The organism is Xanthobacter sp. DMC47 (genome assembly GCF_056313845.1).
Window position 1 is genome coordinate 1,305,371 of the sequence record NZ_JBQUZM010000004.1, and the last position, 19,270, is coordinate 1,324,640.

General features: G+C 68.3%; 20 protein-coding genes. 13 read left to right on the forward strand and 7 right to left on the reverse strand.

Features of this window, described 5'->3' with window-relative positions:
- Window positions 1-47 precede the first annotated feature (47 nt).
- Window positions 48-1,196 (forward strand): ribonuclease D, encoded by a 1,149-nt coding sequence (gene rnd, locus ACT54R_RS17860; protein ID WP_476328510.1) that lies wholly within the window; start codon window positions 48-50, stop codon window positions 1,194-1,196.
- Between the two features lie 32 nt (window positions 1,197-1,228).
- On the opposite strand, the gene gmk is transcribed toward rnd, so the two are convergent.
- From gmk to mltG, 3 genes are all read right to left on the reverse strand, one after another.
- Window positions 1,229-1,924: a guanylate kinase gene (gene gmk / locus ACT54R_RS17865; protein WP_476329220.1), complete on the reverse strand. Its 696-nt coding sequence runs from the start codon at window positions 1,922-1,924 to the stop codon at window positions 1,229-1,231.
- A gap of 11 nt (window positions 1,925-1,935) precedes the next feature.
- On the reverse strand, window positions 1,936-2,805 hold the full coding sequence (locus tag ACT54R_RS17870) for a YicC/YloC family endoribonuclease (protein ID WP_168459274.1): 870 nt from the start codon (window positions 2,803-2,805) through the stop codon (window positions 1,936-1,938).
- 92 nt (window positions 2,806-2,897) lie between these two features.
- Complete coding sequence (mltG, locus tag ACT54R_RS17875; protein ID WP_476328512.1) at window positions 2,898-3,935, reverse strand: endolytic transglycosylase MltG; 1,038 nt, start codon at window positions 3,933-3,935, stop codon at window positions 2,898-2,900.
- On the opposite strand from mltG, the gene ACT54R_RS17880 reads away from it, so the two are divergent.
- Window positions 3,916-4,140, forward strand: a complete 225-nt coding sequence (locus ACT54R_RS17880) for a hypothetical protein (protein ID WP_476328514.1) — start codon at window positions 3,916-3,918, stop codon at window positions 4,138-4,140. The two genes, mltG and ACT54R_RS17880, sit on opposite strands and share 20 nt — an antisense overlap.
- A 256-nt stretch (window positions 4,141-4,396) precedes the next feature.
- On the opposite strand, the gene fabF is transcribed toward ACT54R_RS17880, so the two are convergent.
- On the reverse strand, window positions 4,397-5,659 hold the full coding sequence (gene fabF / locus ACT54R_RS17885) for a beta-ketoacyl-ACP synthase II (RefSeq protein ID WP_168459217.1): 1,263 nt from the start codon (window positions 5,657-5,659) through the stop codon (window positions 4,397-4,399).
- 109 nt (window positions 5,660-5,768) lie between these two features.
- Window positions 5,769-6,005, reverse strand: coding sequence for an acyl carrier protein (locus ACT54R_RS17890; RefSeq protein WP_012115109.1), 237 nt, complete (start codon window positions 6,003-6,005; stop codon window positions 5,769-5,771).
- A gap of 300 nt (window positions 6,006-6,305) precedes the next feature.
- Here ACT54R_RS17890 and ACT54R_RS17895 point away from each other — a divergent pair, with 300 nt between their 5' ends.
- From ACT54R_RS17895 to ACT54R_RS17935, 9 genes are all read left to right on the forward strand, one after another.
- Window positions 6,306-6,518 carry a hypothetical protein gene (locus tag ACT54R_RS17895; RefSeq protein ID WP_476328516.1) on the forward strand — a complete coding sequence of 71 codons (213 nt, stop codon included), beginning with the start codon at window positions 6,306-6,308 and terminating at the stop codon, window positions 6,516-6,518.
- A 68-nt stretch (window positions 6,519-6,586) separates the two neighbouring features.
- Window positions 6,587-7,876 (forward strand): UDP-N-acetylglucosamine 1-carboxyvinyltransferase, encoded by a 1,290-nt coding sequence (gene murA, locus ACT54R_RS17900; RefSeq protein ID WP_168459219.1) that lies wholly within the window; start codon window positions 6,587-6,589, stop codon window positions 7,874-7,876.
- A 68-nt stretch (window positions 7,877-7,944) separates the two neighbouring features.
- On the forward strand, window positions 7,945-8,475 hold the full coding sequence (locus ACT54R_RS17905; protein ID WP_476328518.1) for a CDP-alcohol phosphatidyltransferase family protein: 531 nt from the start codon (window positions 7,945-7,947) through the stop codon (window positions 8,473-8,475).
- A 57-nt stretch (window positions 8,476-8,532) separates the two neighbouring features.
- Window positions 8,533-9,744 (forward strand): AI-2E family transporter, encoded by a 1,212-nt coding sequence (locus ACT54R_RS17910; protein ID WP_476328520.1) that lies wholly within the window; start codon window positions 8,533-8,535, stop codon window positions 9,742-9,744.
- A 4-nt stretch (window positions 9,745-9,748) separates the two neighbouring features.
- Window positions 9,749-10,486 (forward strand): HdaA/DnaA family protein, encoded by a 738-nt coding sequence (locus ACT54R_RS17915; RefSeq protein ID WP_476328522.1) that lies wholly within the window; start codon window positions 9,749-9,751, stop codon window positions 10,484-10,486.
- A 106-nt stretch (window positions 10,487-10,592) separates the two neighbouring features.
- Complete coding sequence (locus ACT54R_RS17920) at window positions 10,593-12,779, forward strand: RNA degradosome polyphosphate kinase (RefSeq protein ID WP_168459222.1); 2,187 nt, start codon at window positions 10,593-10,595, stop codon at window positions 12,777-12,779.
- A gap of 1 nt (window position 12,780) precedes the next feature.
- Window positions 12,781-14,307, forward strand: a complete 1,527-nt coding sequence (gene ppx, locus ACT54R_RS17925; protein ID WP_476328525.1) for an exopolyphosphatase — start codon at window positions 12,781-12,783, stop codon at window positions 14,305-14,307.
- A gap of 111 nt (window positions 14,308-14,418) precedes the next feature.
- On the forward strand, window positions 14,419-14,718 hold the full coding sequence (locus ACT54R_RS17930; RefSeq protein ID WP_476328527.1) for a hypothetical protein: 300 nt from the start codon (window positions 14,419-14,421) through the stop codon (window positions 14,716-14,718).
- A gap of 78 nt (window positions 14,719-14,796) precedes the next feature.
- Window positions 14,797-15,258 carry an ion channel gene (locus ACT54R_RS17935; protein WP_476328529.1) on the forward strand — a complete coding sequence of 154 codons (462 nt, stop codon included), beginning with the start codon at window positions 14,797-14,799 and terminating at the stop codon, window positions 15,256-15,258.
- A gap of 29 nt (window positions 15,259-15,287) precedes the next feature.
- Here ACT54R_RS17935 and guaB read toward each other — a convergent pair whose 3' ends face one another.
- Entirely contained in the window at window positions 15,288-16,814 is a 1,527-nt protein-coding gene (gene guaB, locus ACT54R_RS17940; protein ID WP_476328531.1) for an IMP dehydrogenase, read from the reverse strand.
- Window positions 16,815-17,031: 217 nt separating this feature from the next.
- Window positions 17,032-17,553 carry a L,D-transpeptidase gene (locus ACT54R_RS17945; protein WP_476328533.1) on the reverse strand — a complete coding sequence of 174 codons (522 nt, stop codon included), beginning with the start codon at window positions 17,551-17,553 and terminating at the stop codon, window positions 17,032-17,034.
- A gap of 180 nt (window positions 17,554-17,733) precedes the next feature.
- Between ACT54R_RS17945 and ACT54R_RS17950 the strand changes: the two genes are divergently transcribed.
- The gene (locus ACT54R_RS17950) at window positions 17,734-18,300 is read left to right on the forward strand and encodes an NnrU family protein (protein ID WP_476328535.1); all 567 of its coding nucleotides are present in this window, start codon (window positions 17,734-17,736) and stop codon (window positions 18,298-18,300) included.
- Between the two features lie 113 nt (window positions 18,301-18,413).
- Window positions 18,414-19,256, forward strand: coding sequence for a 3-methyl-2-oxobutanoate hydroxymethyltransferase (panB, locus tag ACT54R_RS17955; protein WP_476328537.1), 843 nt, complete (start codon window positions 18,414-18,416; stop codon window positions 19,254-19,256).
- Window positions 19,257-19,270: the final 14 nt, after the last annotated feature.

Below are 19,270 nucleotides of genomic sequence, written 5' to 3' on the forward strand. Positions count from 1 at the left end.
CGCCACATTTCCTTTGCCGAACGCGTCGTCGTGGGTATGTTTGCAGCATGGACCCCATCACCTCGACCGAGGCGCTGGCAGTTGCCTGCGAGCGTCTTGCGCGACACCCCTTCGTCACCGTCGACACGGAATTCCTGCGGGAAAGCACCTTCTGGCCGAAGCTGTGCGTGGTGCAGGTGGCCTCTCCCGACGAGGCCATTCTCATCGACGCGCTCTCGGATGGGCTGGACCTCGCCCCCTTCTATCGGCTCATGAGCAATGAGCGGGTGATGAAGGTCTTCCACGCCGGGCGGCAGGACATCGAGATCATCTGGCATCAGGCCCGGCTGATTCCGCACCCGGTGTTCGACACCCAGGTGGCCGCGATGGTTCTGGGATACGGCGACAGCATTTCCTACGACCAGCTGGTCCAGCGCACCGTCGGCCACAGCCTCGACAAGTCCTCGCGCTTCACCGACTGGTCGCGCCGGCCGCTGAGCCAGGCCCAGATCACCTACGCCATCGCCGACGTCACTCACCTGCGGGACATCTACATCAAGCTGACCGCCGACCTCGACGCGCGCGGCCGCGGCGAGTGGGTGGGCGAGGAGATGCACGTCCTCACCTCCCCCGCCACCTATGAGCAGCATCCCGAGCAGGCCTGGGAGCGGCTCAAGTCGCGCGTGCGCAAGCCGCGCGAACTGGCGGTGCTGGTGGAAGTCGCCGCCTGGCGCGAGCGGGAGGCCCAGACCCGCGACCTGCCGCGCGGTCGCGTCATCAAGGACGAGGTTATCGGCGAGATCGCCGTGCAGCAGCCGCAAACCCCCGAGAAGCTGGCGGAGCTGCGGTCCCTGCCCAAGGGCTTCGAGCGTTCGCGCTACGGCGAGGCGGTGCTGGAGGCGGTGAAGCGCGGCGTCGCCCGCGACCCCAAGACCTTGCCCCGCATCGAGCGGGACAAGCCCCTGCCCAACGGCGCCAGTGCTACGGTCGAGCTGCTGAAGGTGCTGCTGCGCATGACGGCGGAGCAGAACGCCGTGGCCGCCAAGGTGATCGCGACGACCGAGGACCTGGAGCGGATCGCGGTGAGCGACGAGGCCGACGTGCCTGCGCTGAAGGGCTGGCGACGCGAGCTGTTCGGGGTTCACGCCCTCGCCCTCAAGGCCGGCAACCTTGCCCTGGCGGTGGACAAGGGGAAGGTGGTGGCGGTGCAGAAGTAGGCGCCGCCCTCTGCCCGTCTCAAGAGCGTCCCTCAGAGGTTGTCGCGCAGGCCCTTCACGAAGCTCGAAAGCCCGGTGAGCCGCCGCCGCTTCAGCCGCTCCGCCTGAAGGATGGCGGTGAGCTTGGCGAGGCTGTCCTCCACGTCGTGATTGATGATGATGTAGTCGTATTCGGTGTAATGGCTGATCTCGTCCGAGGCCTTGGCCATGCGCTGATGCACGACCTCCTCCGAATCCTGCGCCCGCGACCTCAGCCGCTGCTCCAGGTCGGCCGCCGACGGCGGCAGGATGAAGACCTTCACCAGATCCTGCTGGGCGCTCTCGCCGAGTTGCTGGGTGCCCTGCCAGTCGATGTCGAACAGCACGTCCCGCCCGGCCGAGAGCGCCTGCTCCACGGCGCCGCGCGGGGTGCCGTAGAGATTCTCGAAGACCGTGGCGTGCTCCAGCAGCTCGCCTTCGTCGCGCATGCGGTGGAAGGTGTCGCGATCGACGAAGAAGTAGTCCTTGCCGTGCTCCTCGCCCGGCCGCGGCGCGCGGGTGGTCACCGAGACCGACATGGTGATGCGGTCGTCGCTCTTGAGCAGCAGGCGGGAAAGCGTGGTCTTGCCGGCCCCCGACGGGGAGGAGAGCACCAGCATCAGTCCGCGGCGCGCCAGCACCCCTGCCCCCGGCTTCCAGCCCGGCAGGGCGAAGTGCGGCGATACGGAGGAAGAGGCGGAATTGGGCATCGCGGCGGACTTCACTCGAGGTTCTGGATTTGCTCGCGGAACTGATCCACGAGCAGCTTGAGGTCAAGCCCGATCTGCGTGAGCGCCACGGAATTGGACTTTGAGCACAGGGTGTTCGCCTCGCGGTTGAACTCCTGGGCGAGGAAATCCAGCCGCCGCCCCACCGGGCCGCCGGCCGCCATCAGGTCGCGCGCGGCGGCGATGTGGGCGACGAGGCGGTCGAGTTCCTCGCGCACATCGGCCTTGGTGACGGCGAGAATGGCCTCCTGGTGGAGACGATCCGGATCCAGCGAGGCGGCGTCCATCAGCACCCGGACCTGATCTGCGATGCGGCCCTTGACCGCCTCGACCGACCGCTCGGGCAGGCGCTCGGCGCGGGACACAAGGCCGGTGATCGAATCAAGGCGCTCGGTCAGGATGGAATTGAGGGCGCTGCCCTCCCGCTCGCGCATGGTCCCGAGATCGGCCAGCGCCCGGTCGAACGCTTCGAGCACGGCAGCCATCAGGGCGCGGCGCTCCTCCTCGCTGTCCTCGGCCTCGGTGATCTCCACCATGCCCTTCACGGCGAGGAGCGAATCAAGGGTGGGAGCGGCAGCGCCGAGGCGACGCGCGCTCTCGGCCATGGCACGGTAAAGCGCTTCCAGCGCACCCTGGTTGACGCGGACGGTGGAGGCTTCGCCCTCGCGGGTGGCGGTGAGATTGGCGGAAACGGAGCCGCGGGAGAGCACCTGCCCGGTGCGGCTGCGGACGTCCGATTCCATCGCCTCGAAGCCGGGCGGCAAGCGGAGCCGCAGGTCGAGGCCCTTGCCGTTGACGGAACGCACTTCCCAGCCGAAGCGCCACGGACCGTGCGAGCCCGAGACGCGGGCGAAGCCGGTCATGCTGGCGAGCGGCGTCCTCGGCTCCACCTTTCCGGCCGAGACCGCTGCGCGCTTGATGATCGGTCCCGCGGCCATCGCCGTCTCCGTGTCGGTCAGCGGCCGGGGGCGGCCGGAGGTGTGGTGGGCGGCCCTGCGGGCGACTGCCCGCCCTGGGCCGGGGCTGCGCCCTGCTCGATCGCCCGCCAGCGGCTGACATTCTTGTTGTGATCCGCCAGGGTCTCGGCGAAGGCGTGACCGCCGGTGCCATCGGCGACGAAGAACAGATCCTTCGTCTTCGGCGGGTTGGCGGCCGCCATCAGCGCGTCCTTGCCCGGATTGCAGATGGGGCCGGGCGGCAGGCCGTCGATGGCATAGGTATTGTAGGCCGTCGCGGTGGCAATGTCGGTGCGGCTGATGGGCCGGCCGAGCGAGCCCCTGCCACCAACGATGCCATAGATGATGGTCGGATCGGACTGGAGCCGCATCTTCTTCGTGAGGCGATTGACGAACACGGCGGCGACCTTGGGTCGCTCGTCGGCCTGCCCGGTCTCCTTCTCGACGATGGAGGCGAGGGTCACGAGTTCCTGCGGGCTCTTGAGCGGCAGGTCCGGTGCGCGCTTGGCCCAGACGGTCGCGAGCAGCTTCTTCTGGGCATCCGCCATCTCCTGCAACACGGCGTCCCGGGTCATGCCGCGGTGGATGCGGTAGGTCTCGGGCAGCAGCGTGCCCTCCTGCGGCACGGCGGGCGTGCCGGTGAGAAGATCGTTGTCCATCAGCCGCTTGACCACCTGCTGGCTGGTCAGCCCCTCAGGGATGGTCACCTGGTGGAGCACGACCTTGCCGGAGGCGATGGTGTCGATGACGCTCGCCACCGACTGGCCCGGCTTGAACACGTACTCACCCGCCTTCAGTGAGGCATCCGGCCGGGCGATCTTCTGCCCGGCGACGAACAGCACCCAGCTCTGGACCACGCCCTCGCGCTCCAGGATTTCCGCCATGTCGCGCACCCCGGCGCCACGCGGAATGTTCACCACCTTCTCAGTGGTCAACGGGCCCGGCTCGGTGAAAGCGCGCTGGCCGTACCAACCGGCGAGCCCCACTGCCACGAAGACGAACAGCAGGAAGGTGAAGATGCCGCTGCCGATGGTCACAGCGGGATGCCGCGCGCTGCGCGATGGCCTGGGCGGCTTCGGCGGTGGCCGGCGCGGCGGCGCCTTGCGCGGCTTCGAACTGCGGGCGGGACCGGTGGGCATCGGCGGAGCGGCGGGCGGCCGTGGCGGGGCGGACACGCCGGCGTCGGGCGGACGGACCTGCCCCTTCGGCAGAAGCGGCGATTCCTCGCCTGCACCGGCGTGAGACTGCGGCACGGCAGGCTCGGAAGATGCCGGCGTCGGGGCTGCCGTGCTCCCGGCCTCCACCGGCTCCTCGCGCGTCGATGATCCGTCGTTGGACTGGGCCATCCCGGGCTCCCTTGTCGTCGGCGAAGGCTCCCGCCCTGTCGGCGGGGCAGTCAGCCACCTTTTGGCGGCTTGCTAAAGGGACATTCGGGCGTGACGGGGGCAGGCTGTCCCAGCGTCGTGCGGCCGGGCGCGAGCCCGGCCGTCGGGCCGCATCAGGCGGCGTAGCGGCGGAAAACCAGCGACGCGTTCGTGCCGCCAAACCCGAAGGAATTGGACAGCACGGCGTCGATCTTGCGCGGCTTGGGCGTCAGCGGCACCAGATCGATCGGCGTTTCCACCGACGGATTGTCGAGATTCAGCGTCGCCGGGGCGATCTGGTCGCGGATGGCGAGGATGGAGAAGATCGCCTCCACCGAGCCCGCGGCTCCGAGCAGGTGGCCGATGGACGACTTGGTCGAAGACATGGCGGTCTTGGCCGCCGCATTGCCGAGCAGCCGCTCAACCGCCTTCAGCTCGATCTCGTCGGCCATGGTGGAGGTGCCATGGGCGTTGATGTAGTCGATGTCATCGGCCGTCATCCCCGCCCGCTTCAGCGCCGCCGACATGCAGCGATAGGCGCCATCGCCGTCCATGGACGGGGCGGTGATGTGGAACGCATCACCCGAGAGGCCGTAGCCAACCAGCTCGGCGTAGATCTTGGCGCCGCGGGCCTTGGCGTGCTCCAGCTCTTCCAGCACCACGACACCGGCGCCCTCGCCCATGACGAAGCCGTCGCGGTCCTTGTCATAGGGGCGCGAGGCGTGGGTGGGGTCTTCGTTGAAGGCGGTGCAAAGGGCCTTGCAGGCGGCGAAGCCGGCGATGGAGAGCCGGTTCACCGGCGATTCGGTGCCGCCCGCGACCATCACGTCCGCATCGCCAAGGGCGATCAGCCGGCCGGCGTCGCCGATGGCGTGGGCGCCGGTGGAGCAGGCCGTGACCACCGCATGGTTCGGCCCCTTGAGGCCGTGGGCGATGGAGACGTAGCCGCCGGCGAGGTTGATGAGCCGGCCGGGAATGAAGAAGGGCGAGATGCGACGCGGGCCGCGATCCTTCAGCAGCAGGGACGCATCCGCGATGCCCTCGATGCCGCCGATGCCGGAGCCGATCAGGACGCCAGAGGTGATCTGGTCCTCGTACTCCGTGGGATGCCAGCCGGCGTCGTCCAGCGCCTGGGTGGCGGCGGCCATGGCGAAGACGATGAATTCATCGACCTTGCGCTGTTCCTTCGGCTCCATCCACTGGTCGGGATTGTAGGTGCCGTCGGACCCGTCGCCGCGGGGGATGTTCGCCGCGATCTTGCACGCGAGGTCGGCGACCTCGAAATGGCTGATCGCCTTGACACCGCTTTCGCCGGCGAGAAGCCGCCGCCAGGTCGGCTCGACGCCGCAGGCGAGCGGCGTCACCATGCCGAGGCCGGTGACGACAACACGTCTCATGGGAAAAACTCCGGGAGGCGGGCAATCAGCGCGCCTGGCGCGCGGCCCGGTGCAACAACGGCCGCGGGCGCCAAGCGCCACGCGACCGCCAGATGGACACGCGAATGGATCAAGCCGCGTTCTTTTCCAGGAACTTGATCGCGTCGCCCACAGTCAGAATGGTCTCGGCGGCATCGTCCGGGATCTCGCAGTTGAAAGCCTCCTCGAAGGCCATCACGAGTTCCACGGTGTCGAGGCTGTCGGCGCCGAGATCGTCGATGAAGGAGGCGCTCTCCGTGACCTTCTCGGGCTCAACCCCCAGATGCTCCGCGACAATCTTCTTCACCCGCTCGGCGATGTCACTCATAGATCGAACCCTCGGTTGTTCGGATAATCCCGTTGCCGTTCGGCGGCTGGACGAGGGCATAATGCCTTTTTTCCGCCGTGCCCAGTCCCCCTCCGTCGCGAAGGAGACGAGATTGCGTCGGTCCGTCCTCGCGCCGCGCGCGGATGGTGGAGCGCCTGAACGCCCGCGTGCCCCCGGCCCAGCAATTGGGCTCGTTAGCACACTCCCTGCGGCAAGGCCAGCAATGCACGCAAAGGTAAGGAGAAAGGGTGCCCTTGCGCCGGCTCGGGACCAGCTTTAATGGGACGAAAAGGGAACATCATGGCCTCTGACACGGATCGATCGGACCGCCTCGCCGCCGCCCTGCGCGCCAATCTCCAGCGCCGCAAGACGCAGGCCCGCGCCCGGCGCACGCCGCAGGCGCCCGATGCGTCATCTTCCCCCGAGGCTTCCGGTGGAAATCCCGCAACGGGTGGTAGCAGCGCCCCGCCCGAGGGGAAGCCCGCGATTGTGCCGGACGGCGAGGCGGGCTAGAGCTTTCCTCTTATACCCGCTTACGGCCGGCTCGGGGGGCGCCGCCCGCAAGGCAAGGACAGGACGGCATGGACAAGATTCGCATCGTCGGCGGCAACGAGCTGAAGGGCACGATCCCCATCTCGGGCGCGAAGAACGCAGCCCTGCCGCTGATGATCGCCAGCCTCCTGACCGAGGAGAAGCTGATTCTCGAGAACGTGCCGCGGCTCGCGGACGTGGCGCTGCTGCAGCGCATCCTCGGCAATCACGGCGTGGACATCACCACCAACGGCAAGCGCAACGGGGACGACCCCTATGCCGGCCAGACGCTGGAGATCGACGCTCGCGTCATCGTCGACACTGTCGCTCCTTACGAACTGGTGTCGAAGATGCGCGCCTCCTTCTGGGTGGTCGGGCCGCTCCTCGCCCGCATGGGCGTCGCCAAGGTCTCCCTGCCGGGGGGCTGCGCCATCGGCACCCGGCCGGTGGATTTCCACCTCGACGCCCTGCGGGCGCTCGGCGCGGACATCGAGATCGACGCCGGCTACGTGCTGGCCAAGGCCCCGCGCGGGCTCACCGGCGCCCGCATCGTGTTCCCGAAGGTGTCGGTGGGCGCGACCCATACCGCGCTGATGGCCGCCGCCCTCGCCCGCGGCGAGAGCGTGATCGAGAACGCCGCGCGCGAGCCGGAGATCGTCGACGTCGCCGACTGCCTCATCAAGATGGGCGCGCGCATCGAGGGGGCCGGCACCTCCACCATCCGCATCGAAGGCGTGCCGCGCCTCAAGGCCGCCCGCCATGCCGTGCTGCCCGACCGCATCGAGACCGGGACCTATGCCATGGCCACGGCCATGACCGGCGGCGACGTGATGCTCGCCGGCGCCCGCCCGGACCTGCTTGAAGACGCGCTTGAGACCCTGCGCCACGCCGGCGCCGAGATCGATGCCACCAACGAGGGCATCCGCGTGCGCCGCAACGGCGCCGGCATCCTGCCGGTGGAGGTCTCCACCGCCCCGTATCCGGGCTTCCCGACGGACCTCCAGGCCCAGCTCATGGCCCTGATGACGAAGGCCAAGGGACGCTCGCGCATCACCGAGACCATTTTCGAAAACCGCTTCATGCACGTGCAGGAGCTGGCCCGCCTCGGCGCCCGCATCCAGCTCGACGGCGACACCGCCGTGGTGGAGGGCGTCGAGCGCCTGACCGGCGCCCCGGTGATGGCCACCGACCTGCGCGCCTCGGTCTCCCTCGTCATCGCCGGCCTCGCCGCCGAGGGCGAGACCATGGTCCAGCGCGTCTACCATCTCGATCGCGGCTTCGAGAAGCTCGAAGAGAAGCTGTCGCGCTGCGGCGCCGAGATCGAGCGCATCAGCGGCTGAACGGGCGCGGAGCTTTCCGCGCCCTCCAATGACGGGCCTTTCAACGCTATCAGGGTGGCGGAAGAGCCGTGAGCATCCCCAACATCATCACCTTGCTGCGCATCTTCCTGGTGCCGGCCGTGGTGTGGGCCATTGCATCCGGCGAACCGCTGTTCGCCTTCTGGCTGTTCCTCGCGGCGGGGATTTCCGACGCACTCGACGGCTTCATCGCCAAGCGCTTCCAGATGCAGACGGAGCTCGGCTCCTATCTTGACCCGGTTGCCGACAAGGCGCTCCTCGTCTCCATCTACGTGACGCTGGCGGTGGTGGGGCTCATCCCGCGCTGGGTGGCCATCGCGGTGGTGTCGCGGGACGTGATGATCATCGGCGCGGTGGTGCTGTCGCTGGTGATGGCGAAGCCGGTAACCATCAGCCCTCTGCTGATTTCCAAGGTCAATACGGCGGCCCAGATCAGCTTCGCTGCCCTTGTGCTGGCCAGCGCGGGCTTCGGGGTGACGGTGCCCGGCCTGTACGATCTGGGGCTCGTGCTTGTCGGCCTCTTGACGGGCCTTTCCGCCGCTGCCTATCTCGCCGCATGGACGCGCCATATGGCAAGCTGAGGGGCAACGGTTCAGGATCGGCGCTTCTCGGGGCGGCCGGTTGAAAGGCGCAAGGTGATGGACGGCGACCGCACCCGTATGCCGGAACTCCGCAGCGACCCCACGTCGCCGGCGCGGCGCGGTGCCGCCTTCGCCCGCCTGCCGCGCATGCCCCTGCCGGTCCATGCCGAGGTGGAGGGTCCCTCCGTGCGCATCCAGGCCCGCTTCTGGGTGGGCGCGCTGCTGCTCACCGCCGTCGTCCTGTGGCTGCTCGCGGGCATCCTCCTGCCGTTCGTGGCCGGCATCGTGCTCGCCTATTTCCTCAATCCGGTCGTCGCGCGCCTGGAGCGCATCGGCGTCGCTCGCACCCTCTCCGCGCTGGTCGTGGTGGGGATCATGCTGCTGCTGGTGATGCTGTTCTTCCTGCTGGCGCTGCCCATCCTGTCGTCCCAGCTGTTCGAGTTCATCCAGCGCCTGCCGTCCTATGTGACGCGCCTGCAGGGCCTCCTGACCGAAGAAAACCGGGAATGGTTGAGCGGCATCGTCGGCGACCGGCTGCCGGACATGCAGCGCTCCATCTCCGACCTGATGACGCAGGGGGTGAGCCATGTGCTGAGCCTGCTCTCGTCCGTCTGGTCCGGCGGGCAGGCGCTGATCTCGCTGTTCGCGCTGCTGGTGGTGACGCCAGTGGTTGTGTTCTACATCCTCTGCGACTGGAACGAGATGGTGGGCCTGGTGGACCGGCTGGTGCCCGTGCCGCACCGCCCGGTGGTGAGGAGCCTCGCCCTCGCCATGGACAATGCCGTGGCCGGCTTCGTGCGCGGGCAGGCCATGGTCTGCCTGCTGCTCGGCGGCTTCTATGCCGTCTCCCTCTCCATGGTGGGGCTGAACTTCGGCCTGCTGATCGGCATCGTCTCGGGGGTCATCACCTTCATCCCCTATGTGGGCTCGCTCACCGGCTTCGTGCTGGCCATGGGCGTGGCCATCGTCCAGTTCTTCCCGGACTGGAGCATGATCGGCACCGTGCTCGCCATCTTCGTCGCCGGCCAGACCATCGAGGGCTATGTGCTCTCGCCGAAACTGGTGGGCGACAGCATCGGCGTGCACCCGGTGTGGCTGATGTTCGCCTTGTTCGCCTTCGGCTATCTCTTCGGCTTCGTGGGCCTGCTGCTGGCGGTTCCGCTCACGGCCGTCGCCGGCGTGCTGGTGCGCTTCGCCATCGCCCGCTACATGCAGTCCTCGCTCTATCAGGGCGCGGCGGACGAAGATCCGCCCGCCGAGACGCGCTGACCCGATGCCCCGCACCCCGGCCGAGCCGCCGCGACAGCTTCCCCTCGACCTGCCGAACCAGCCCGCACTCCGGCGCGAGGACTTCCTGGCCGCGCCCGGCAACGCGGCGGCACTCGCCCTGATCGACGCATTTCCCGACTGGCCGTCGCGCGTCGCCTGCCTCGTCGGGCCGGAGGGCGCGGGCAAGAGCCACCTCGCCGCCATCTTCGCCGAGCGTTCGGGCGCGCTGACGCTGGCCGCCTCTGATCTCGCCCGCGAGGCGGTGCCGGCGGCCCTCGCCCATGAAGCGCTGGTATTGGAAGACCTTGACCCGGCGACGTTCAGCGAGCCCGCCCTGTTCCACCTGCTCAATCTCGCCCGCGAGCAGCAGGCCTACCTGCTGATGACGGCGCGCATGCCGCCCTCCGGCTTCACCCTCGCCACCGCCGACCTCGCCTCCCGGCTGCGCGCGATCCCGGTGTTCGAGATCGCCCCGGCGGACGATGCGCTGCTCGCCGCGGTCCTGGTCAAGCTGTTCGCCGACCGGCAGCTCGCCGTGGACGAGGCAACGGTGCAATACCTGCTGTTGCGCATCCCGCGCTCGGTGGCAGGCGCGCAACACATCGTCGAGGCGCTCGACCAGGCAGCGCTGGCCGCCCGGCGTCCGGTGACGCGTGCTCTTGCCGCCCAGGTGCTGGCGACCGCGCTGGCCGATCTGCCGGACGAGGCGCCTCCGGGCACATCTCCCCAGTCGGAAGATTGAGGAGCATGCACGGGCGGCGCAATGTCATAGAGTGGTCATCCAAGCCAGCCATGGTCCGGCCGGTTTCCGCCATTGGGGCACGAGGGAGCGACGGGAGCGAATGGGCATGAACGAGGCTGTGGCTCTCTCCGAGACCGAAGTCGTCGCCGAAGTGGAAAGCCCGCTCGCGCAGTCACCGCAGCGGTTCATCAACCGCGAGATTTCCTGGCTCGGCTTCAACCGCCGCGTGCTGGAGGAAGCGGAGAACCGCAATCATCCCCTGCTGGAGCAATTGCGCTTCCTCTCCATCTCCGCCAACAACCTCGATGAATTCTTCATGGTCCGCGTCGCGGGCCTGAAGGAGCAGGTGCGCGAGGGCGTGCAGACCCCGAGCCCCGACGGCCTCACCCCCTCCGAGCAGCTCACGACCATTCTCGCCGCCGCCGCTCAGCTGATCGCCGACCAGCAGGGCCGCTGGCGCGAACTGAGGCGAGACCTCGCCGGCGCCGGCATCGTGCTCGTGGACGGCGCGGACGGGACGCCCGAGGACCTGGAAGTGCTGGAGCGCCACTTCCTCAACTACGTCTTCCCGGTGCTGACCCCGCTCGCCATCGATCCTGCGCACCCCTTCCCGTTCATTCCCAACCTCGGCTTCTCGCTGGCGCTCCAGCTGGTGCGGCAGTCGGACGGGCGGGGCATGAACGCGCTCATCCGAATCCCGGCGAAGGTCGATCGCTTCATCCGCCTGCCGGACCTCGGCACCGGCGCGCTGCGCTTCATGACGCTGGAGCAGATGATCGGCCTGTTCATCGCCCGCCTCTTCCCCGGCTACGCGGTAAAGGGACAGGGCGTGTTCCGGGTCATCCGCGACAGCGACCTCGAAATCGAGGAAGAAGCGGAAGACCTCGTGCGGCTGTTCGAGACGGCCCTCAAGCAGCGCCGCTACGGCGAAGTGATCCGCATGGAGGCCGACGCCGCCATGCCTGAGGAGCTGCGCAACTTCGTCGCCCGCGAACTCGGCGTGAATGACGACGAGATTTTCGTGGTGGACGGCGTGCTCGCCCTGAACGAGTTCTCACAGCTCGTTTCGGTGGACCGGCCGGACCTCAAGTTTCAGGCCTACAACGCCCGATTTCCCGAGCGCATCCGCGACCACGGCGGAGACTGCTTTCTCGCTATTCGTGAGAAGGACATTCTGGTTCACCACCCTTATGAATCCTTTGACGTGGTGGTTCAGTTCCTTCGTCAGGCCGCCCGCGACCCCAACGTCGTCGCCATCAAGCAGACCCTCTACCGCACCTCCTCCGACAGCCCCATCGTGAAGGCGCTGGCCGAGGCGGCCGAGGCTGGCAAGTCGGTGACGGCTCTGGTGGAGCTGAAGGCCCGCTTCGACGAGGAAGCCAACATCCGCTGGGCCCGCGACCTGGAACGCGCGGGCGTGCAGGTGGTGTTCGGCTTCATCGAGCTGAAGACCCACGGCAAGCTCTCCATGGCGGTGCGCCGGGAAGGCTCGCAGCTCGCCACCTACGTCCACGTGGGCACCGGCAACTACCACCCCATTACCGCACGCATCTACACCGATCTCTCCTTCTTCACCGCCGACCCGGTGATCGCCCAGGACGTTGCGCGCATCTTCAACTTCATCACCGGCTATGCGACGCCGGGCGAGCTGGACGCGATGGCCGTCTCGCCCGCCTCGCTGAAGCCGCGCCTGATGAAGCACATCGCGGACGAGATCGAGTTCGCGCGGGCCGGTCGGCCGGCAGCCATCTGGCTGAAGTGCAATTCGCTGGTGGACCCCGAGATCATCGACGCGCTCTATGCCGCGAGCGCCGCCGGCGTGCAGGTGGATTGCGTCATTCGCGGCATCTGCTGCCTTAGGCCCGGCATTCCCGGCCTTTCCGAGAACATCCGGGTCAAGTCCATCGTCGGGCGCTTCCTGGAGCACTCGCGCATCTATTGCTTCGGCGGCGGCCATGGCCTGCCAAGCCCGAACGCCATCGTCTACATTTCCTCGGCGGACCTGATGCCGCGCAACCTCGACCGTCGGGTCGAGACCCTGTGTCCCATCACCAACCCCACGGTGCATGAACAGGTGCTCGACCAGATCATGGTTGCGAACCTTATCGACAACCAGCAGAGCTGGCGCGTCTTGCCGGATGGCTCCTCCGAACGCATAGTCCCGGCGCCGGGCGAGGAACCGTTCAACGCCCATCAGTACTTCATGACAAATCCGAGCTTGTCCGGACGTGGAAAGTCTCTCAAGGATTCTTCGCCGCGTAGCCTCTTCGTCCGCCGCGGAGGCGGGCGCTGAGTTGACGCATGCGCCTGGCCGGCTGTCCCACGGGGCGCCGGTTGCCGTCATCGACATCGGCTCAAACTCGGTGCGCCTCGTGGTGTACGAGGGGCTCAACCGTGCGCTGACGCCGATCTTCAACGAGAAGGCCCTGTGCGGGCTCGGCCGGGAGGTGCTCTCCACCGGCCGGCTCCCGCAGGATGCCGTCGATCGCGCCTTCGCGGCCCTGAGGCGTTTCCGTGCGCTCTGCGACGCCATGGAGGTGGGAGAGGTTCACGCCCTCGCCACCGCGGCGGCGCGTGATGCGCAGAACGGCCCGGCGTTCATCGCCGAGTGCGAGGCGATCTGCGGTACCCGCATCGAACTCCTGACCGGCAAGCGCGAGGCGGAACTCGCCGCGTGCGGCATCGTCGCGGGCGTCCATGCGCCGGACGGCATCGTCGGCGACCTGGGCGGCGGCTCGCTGGAGCTGGTGGACGTGAAGGCCGGCTGCGTCGGCACCGGCGTGACCCTGCCCCTGGGCGGCCTCGCCCTCCAGGACCGCTCCGCGCGCTCGACGCGCAAGGCGGAGAAGATCGTCCGCGACACCATCCCCGAGGCCCAGGTTCTGGAAGGCCTCGCCGGCCGCACCTTCTATGCGGTGGGCGGCACATGGCGGGCGCTCGCGCGCCTCCACATGTTCACCAAGGGCTATCCGCTGCATGTGATGCACGGCTACGTCATCCCCGCCCGGGAGGCGCTGGACTTCACCCGCATCGTCCATCGCGCCGATACCGAGGCGCTGGCCCATATCGACGTGATTTCCGATGCCCGCCGGCCCCTGCTCGCCTACGGCGCGCTGGTGCTGGAGAACATCGTGCGGCAGGGCCGCCCGTCCGAGGTGGTCATCTCCGCGCTCGGCGTGCGGGAAGGCCTGCTCTATTCGCTGCTGCCGGAAGCCGAGCGCGCCGGCGACCCGCTGCTCATCGCCGCCGCCGAGATGAACGTCCTGCGCTCGCGCTCGCCCCTGCACGGCGAGGAACTGGTCGCCTGGACCGACGGATTCTTTGCGTCTGCCCCCGTGCTGGAGGAGGCGGACGAGGAACGCCGCCTGCGCCGCGCGGCCTGCCTGCTGGCGGACGTGGGCTGGCGCGCCCATCCCGACTATCGTGGCGAGCAGAGCCTGAACATGATCGCCCACGCCGCCTTCGCCGGCATCGATCACCCGGGCCGGGCGTATGTGGCGCTGTCGGTCTATTTCCGCCATGTGGGCTTGGGCGCAGACGAGAGCGACACCCGCATTCTCGAACTCGTCACCACCGGAATGCTGGACCGCGCACGCATTCTCGGCGCAGCCATGCGGGTGGCCTATGTACTGTCCGCTGCGATGCCGGGCATCCTGCCCCGCATGCCGCTGAAGGTGCGTGGCGACCAGTTGGTGCTGAGCGTACCAAAAGCGCTGGTGCCGCTGGTCAACGAGCGTGTGCAGAACCGCTTGCGCCAACTCGCCCGGCTGATCGGCCGCGAGCCGGCGATGGAGCAATATGACGAGGGGGCGGCGGACTGATCCGCCTCCCGCCCCTCCACGCTCCGCGCCCAGCCCGGTCACGAAAAGGTTGCCGGTGCCCCCGCGTCGCCGCACGGATTTCCGCCTGAATTGGCCGGCAGTCTTTCAGGCATGAAACAGCTCGTGAACATCTTCGGCGGCATCGCTGGCCTTGTGGTGGCGGGTCTCGTGGGCCTCGCCCTCTTCACCCTCGTGGGCGGGCTCATCCTGGTGGCGGGTATCGTCATCACAGCCCTGGTCATTGGCGGCGGCGTCTATGCCCTCGTCACCGGCCGCGCGCCGGGCATGAAGCGCAACGGCGGCTTTTCCTTCCGGGTCATCGACCTGCGCGAGACGCGCACCTACGGGACGCCGGACGAGAGCGGCATGATCGACGTGACCCCGCCCAAGGATCCCCGCCGCAACATCTGACCGCCGCTCTCGCGAGCGGTCTGGCCGACCGACTGGTGATATGGTCAGCGCCCTTCAAAGCGGGAGCGGACCTGGGATATGGACGGAAATATCGGTTCGGGCGCGGTTTTCGCGGTGGTCGTCACGAGCATCGTCCTGGCGATGCTCACCGTGGTCACGCACGCGATTTCGCTGACGCTCATCCGCCGCCGCCTCAACCACCGGATCCGCGGAAAGATTTACGTCGACCACGTCTTCGTGGAATCCGTCATCATCAGCGCCACGGTGCTCAGTCTCAGCCTCGTGCATCTCGCCGAGGTGTGCATCTGGGCCGGCGCCTATGTGCTGCTTGACGCCATCGGCGACCCGCGGGACGCCATCTATTATTCGCTCTCCACCTACACCACGCTCGGGCCCGATGGCGTGAGCATCGTTCGCTCGTTCCGGGCTCTCGCCGGATTCGAATCGCTGATCGGGCCGATGATGGTTGCCTGGTCCACGGCCTTCCTGGTGGAATTCGTGGTGCGGATGCGCGGCGGCGGTGCCGCCGGCGCGGGGTGAGCCGCGCCGGTGCGAACACCCAAACAGCTTCAGACGCTGGTCGGGTAGTTGGGGCTCTCGCGGGTGATGGTCACGTCGTGGACATGGCTCTCGCGCAGGCCGGCCGAGGAGATGCGCACGAAGCGGGCGCGCTCGCGGAACTCTTTCAGGTTGCTGCCGCCCACGTAGCCCATGGCCGCCCGGAGGCCACCAGCGAGCTGATGCAGAACCGCGCCCACCGGCCCCTTGTACGCGACCTGCCCCTCGATGCCTTCCGGCACCAGCTTCAGGGTATCGCGCACCTCGGCCTGGAAATAGCGGTCGGCCGAGCCGCGGGCCATGGCGCCCACCGAGCCCATGCCGCGATAGGACTTGTAGGAGCGCCCCTGGAACAGGAACACCTCGCCGGGGCTCTCGTCGGTGCCGGCGAGCAGCGAGCCCACCATGGCGGCGGACGCGCCGGCTGCCAGCGCCTTGGCAAGATCGCCGGAGAACTTGATGCCGCCATCGGCGACCACCGGCGTTCCGGTGAGGAGCGCCGCTTCCACCGCGTCCATCACGGCAGTGAGCTGGGGCACGCCGACGCCGGCCACGATGCGGGTGGTGCAGATGGAGCCGGGGCCGATGCCCACCTTCACCGCATCTGCACCGGCATCGATCAGCGCCTTGGCGCCGTCGGAGGTAGCGATGTTGCCGGCGAGGATCTGGGTACGGTTGGAGAGCTTCTTGATGCGCTCCACCTGGTCCAGCACCTTGCGGGAATGGCCGTGGGCCGTGTCCACCACCACGAGATCGACGCCGGCGTCGATCAGGCGCTCGGTGCGCTCGAAGCCGTCCTCGCCCACCGTGGTCGCGGCGGCAACGCGCAGGCGGCCCTGCTCGTCCTTGGCGGCGTTGGGATACGCCACCGCCTTCTCGATGTCCTTGACCGTGATGAGGCCGACGCAGCGGTCGTCCGCATCTACCACCAGCAGCTTCTCGATGCGGTACTGGTGCAGCAGGCGCTTGGCCTCGTCCTGGTTCACCTGCCCCTCGCGGACAGTGACCAGCCGGTCCTTGGTCATCAGCTCGGCGACGCGCTGGCCGGGATCGCGGGCAAAGCGCACGTCGCGGTTGGTCAGGATGCCGACGAGACGGCCGGCAATGCCGCCGGTGCCGCGCTCCACCACCGGAATGCCGGAAATGGAATAGCGCTTCATCAGGTCGAGGGCGTCGGAGAGCGTCTGGTCGGGGTGGATGGTGACGGGGTTCACCACCATGCCCGATTCATACTTCTTCACCTGCCGCACATGCTCGGCCTGCATCTCGGGCGAGAGATTGCGGTGGATGACGCCAATACCGCCGGCCTGGGCCATGGCAATGGCCAGCCGCGATTCGGTCACGGTATCCATCGCGGCGGAGAGGATCGGCAGGTTGAGGCTGATGGTCTTGGTCAGCTGGGTGCCGATCTCCACCTGACCGGGCATCACCTCGGAGGCGCCAGGCGTCAGCAGCACGTCGTCGAACGTCAGCGCCTCGCGGAAGCGCGAGCGGCTGTCGATCGCGGACGAATGCGCAGTCCCATTGGGGGTCGTCATGGCCAACTCCTGGTGGCGGCGCGGAACGCGACCGCTGGATCGGGGCCGGAACGAGGGGCTGAGTCTGGACCAAGCCTTGGGCTGGCCTTGGGCTCCGACGCCTCGCTACGAGTTGGCAGTGGCCGATACCATGGGTGCGCGACGAATAGAAGACCTGTTGCGAGGGATTCGCTGCAGGGCACGCATGCACCGGACGAGGAGCAGGAAAGGCAGCTCCTCAGCGCGTGATGAGAATCAGCGTGTTGCCCGCCCCGTAGTTCTGCACCAGGGAATAGAGCGTGGCGGCGTTCGACGGATGCAGCCGCACGCAGCCGTGCGAGGCCGGCGCGCCGAGGCGGCTCACCTCGTAGCTGCCATGGATGGCATAGCCCCCATTGAAGAAGATCGAGTAGGGCATGGGCGAGTTGTAATACTTGCGCGAGAAATAGCTGCGGTACATGCGCTGCGGCCGGTAGGCGCCGGTGGGCGTGACATAGCCGCGCCGGGCGGTGGAGACCGGCCAGGAATATTGCGGCATGCCGTTGACGCTCACCGTCATGGTCTGGCGCGACAGATCGATCAGCGCCACCACGGCCGCGGTGCCGGCGGAGGCGGGAGCGGCAAAGGCCGGCGACAAGACGAGCGAAACGGCCAGGAAGAGTGCCGCCAGCCAAGTGGGGGAAGCCCGAAGCGGGCGCGTCGCGAGCGGAGGCCGGGCCTTCCAGCCGGCACGCGGTCGCACAACCAGAGCTAGACTCATGCCCGCTGCCCTCCCGTCAGCCATAGTGCCACGCTTGCGGTCGCGCGCAAGCTGTTGCCGCCGCTCGCACCGTCCACCAGTTGCTGGGCCGCTGCCCCGTTTCCAACCGGCTCCGGTGCCACTAATGTCCGCCCGGCGGCGGCTGACGTCTGCGGACCGCGCCTGAAGGAGACCTGCCCCATGGTGATGATGCTGCTCGGTCTCGTCGTCTTCCTCGGCATCCACCTGGTGACGACTGTCAGAGGCCTGCGCGCCAGCCTCATCGCCCAATTGGGGGAAGGCCCCTACAAGGGCTTCTATTCCCTGCTGGCGGCCTCGGGGCTGCTGCTCACGGCGTATGGCTATGCCCTGTGGCGCGCCTCCGGCCCGCTGCAGGTGTGGAACCCGCCGGTCGGGATGCGGCACCTCACGCTGCTGCTGATGCTGTTCGCCGCCATCGCCATCGTCGCCGCCTATGTACCGAGCCACGTGAAGGCCTGGCTCAAGCACCCCATGCTGGTGGGCGTGAAGACATGGGCGGTGGCGCACCTGCTCGCCAATGGCGATATCGCCTCCATCGTCCTGTTCGGCGCGGTGCTGGCCTGGGCGGTGTTCGACCGCATCTCGCTGAAGCGGCGCAACCTGCCGGTGCCGGTGGCGCCGAAGAACTGGGCGGGCGACGCTCTCGTGGTGGGCGGGGGGCTGGTGCTCTATCTCGCCCTCGCCTACCTATTCCATCCCTACGTCGTCGGCGTGCCGGTGATGTAGAAGCGGCAAAGCCGCAGGGGAACAAGAACAACGCACAGGTGAGGGCGGCTCCTGCCGGAGCCGCGAACGACCCCGGCCGCAGCCATGACGGCGGCCAAGCCAAGAGGAACGCCATGTCCATTCAGGCCGACGCCCGCCGCGTCACCGCGCCCGAGATCCAGGCCCGCAAGGGGGGCGAGCCCATCGTGTCGCTCACCTCCTACCACGCCCATACGGCGCGCCTGCTCGACCGCCATGTGGACGTGATCCTGGTCGGCGACAGCCTCGGCATGGTGATGCACGGGCTGGAGACCACCGTCCCCGTCACCGTGGAGATGATGATCGTCCACGGCCGCGCCGTGGTGCGGGGCACGCAGCGCGCGCTCATCGTGGTGGACCTGCCGTTCGGCAGCTACGAGGCGAGCCCGACCGAGGCCTTCCACACCGCCGCCCGCGTGCTCAAGGAGACCGGCGCCGGCGCGGTGAAGCTCGAAGGCGGCCGCCGCATGGCCGAGACCGTGCGCTTCCTGGTGGATCGCGGCGTGCCGGTGATGGGCCATGTGGGCCTCACCCCGCAGGCCATCAACACGCTCGGCTCGTTCAAGGCCCGCGGCCGCGACGATGCGGAGGCCTCCATCATCCTCGACGACGCTCGCGCCATTGCCGAGGCCGGCGCCTTCTCCATCGTGCTGGAGGCTATTGCCGAGCCCTTGGCGCGCCGCATCACCGAGGAAGTGCCCTGCCCCACCATCGGCATCGGGGGCTCGCCCGCCTGCGACGGACAGATCCTGGTGCTGGAGGACATGCTGGGCCTCGGCGACCGGGTGCCCAAGTTCGTGAAGAAGTACGCCAACCTTGGCCCGGACATAGAGACGGCGGTGGCGACCTATGCCGAGGAAGTGCGCGCCCGCACCTTCCCCGCCAAGGAACACACCTACGCGCCGCGCCTCGTGGACAAGCCGGCCAAGGCCTCCTGATGGGGTGGTTGCGC

What these genes read in the sequence shown, in the direction of transcription:
- rnd (WP_476328510.1), top strand. Translation starts at nt 48, where the DNA reads ATGGACCCCATCACCTCGACCGAGGCGCTGGCAGTTGCCTGCGAGCGT.
- gmk (WP_476329220.1), bottom strand. Translation starts at nt 1,924, where the DNA reads ATGCCCAATTCCGCCTCTTCCTCCGTATCGCCGCACTTCGCCCTGCCG.
- ACT54R_RS17870 (WP_168459274.1), bottom strand. Translation starts at nt 2,805, where the DNA reads ATGACCGGCTTCGCCCGCGTCTCGGGCTCGCACGGTCCGTGGCGCTTC.
- ACT54R_RS17880 (WP_476328514.1), top strand. Translation starts at nt 3,916, where the DNA reads ATGCCGCTGCCGATGGTCACAGCGGGATGCCGCGCGCTGCGCGATGGC.
- fabF (WP_168459217.1), bottom strand. Translation starts at nt 5,659, where the DNA reads ATGAGACGTGTTGTCGTCACCGGCCTCGGCATGGTGACGCCGCTCGCC.
- ACT54R_RS17890 (WP_012115109.1), bottom strand. Translation starts at nt 6,005, where the DNA reads ATGAGTGACATCGCCGAGCGGGTGAAGAAGATTGTCGCGGAGCATCTG.
- ACT54R_RS17895 (WP_476328516.1), top strand. Translation starts at nt 6,306, where the DNA reads ATGGCCTCTGACACGGATCGATCGGACCGCCTCGCCGCCGCCCTGCGC.
- murA (WP_168459219.1), top strand. Translation starts at nt 6,587, where the DNA reads ATGGACAAGATTCGCATCGTCGGCGGCAACGAGCTGAAGGGCACGATC.
- ACT54R_RS17910 (WP_476328520.1), top strand. Translation starts at nt 8,533, where the DNA reads ATGGACGGCGACCGCACCCGTATGCCGGAACTCCGCAGCGACCCCACG.
- ACT54R_RS17915 (WP_476328522.1), top strand. Translation starts at nt 9,749, where the DNA reads ATGCCCCGCACCCCGGCCGAGCCGCCGCGACAGCTTCCCCTCGACCTG.
- ACT54R_RS17920 (WP_168459222.1), top strand. Translation starts at nt 10,593, where the DNA reads ATGAACGAGGCTGTGGCTCTCTCCGAGACCGAAGTCGTCGCCGAAGTG.
- ACT54R_RS17930 (WP_476328527.1), top strand. Translation starts at nt 14,419, where the DNA reads ATGAAACAGCTCGTGAACATCTTCGGCGGCATCGCTGGCCTTGTGGTG.
- ACT54R_RS17935 (WP_476328529.1), top strand. Translation starts at nt 14,797, where the DNA reads ATGGACGGAAATATCGGTTCGGGCGCGGTTTTCGCGGTGGTCGTCACG.
- guaB (WP_476328531.1), bottom strand. Translation starts at nt 16,814, where the DNA reads ATGACGACCCCCAATGGGACTGCGCATTCGTCCGCGATCGACAGCCGC.
- ACT54R_RS17945 (WP_476328533.1), bottom strand. Translation starts at nt 17,553, where the DNA reads ATGAGTCTAGCTCTGGTTGTGCGACCGCGTGCCGGCTGGAAGGCCCGG.
- ACT54R_RS17950 (WP_476328535.1), top strand. Translation starts at nt 17,734, where the DNA reads ATGGTGATGATGCTGCTCGGTCTCGTCGTCTTCCTCGGCATCCACCTG.
- panB (WP_476328537.1), top strand. Translation starts at nt 18,414, where the DNA reads ATGTCCATTCAGGCCGACGCCCGCCGCGTCACCGCGCCCGAGATCCAG.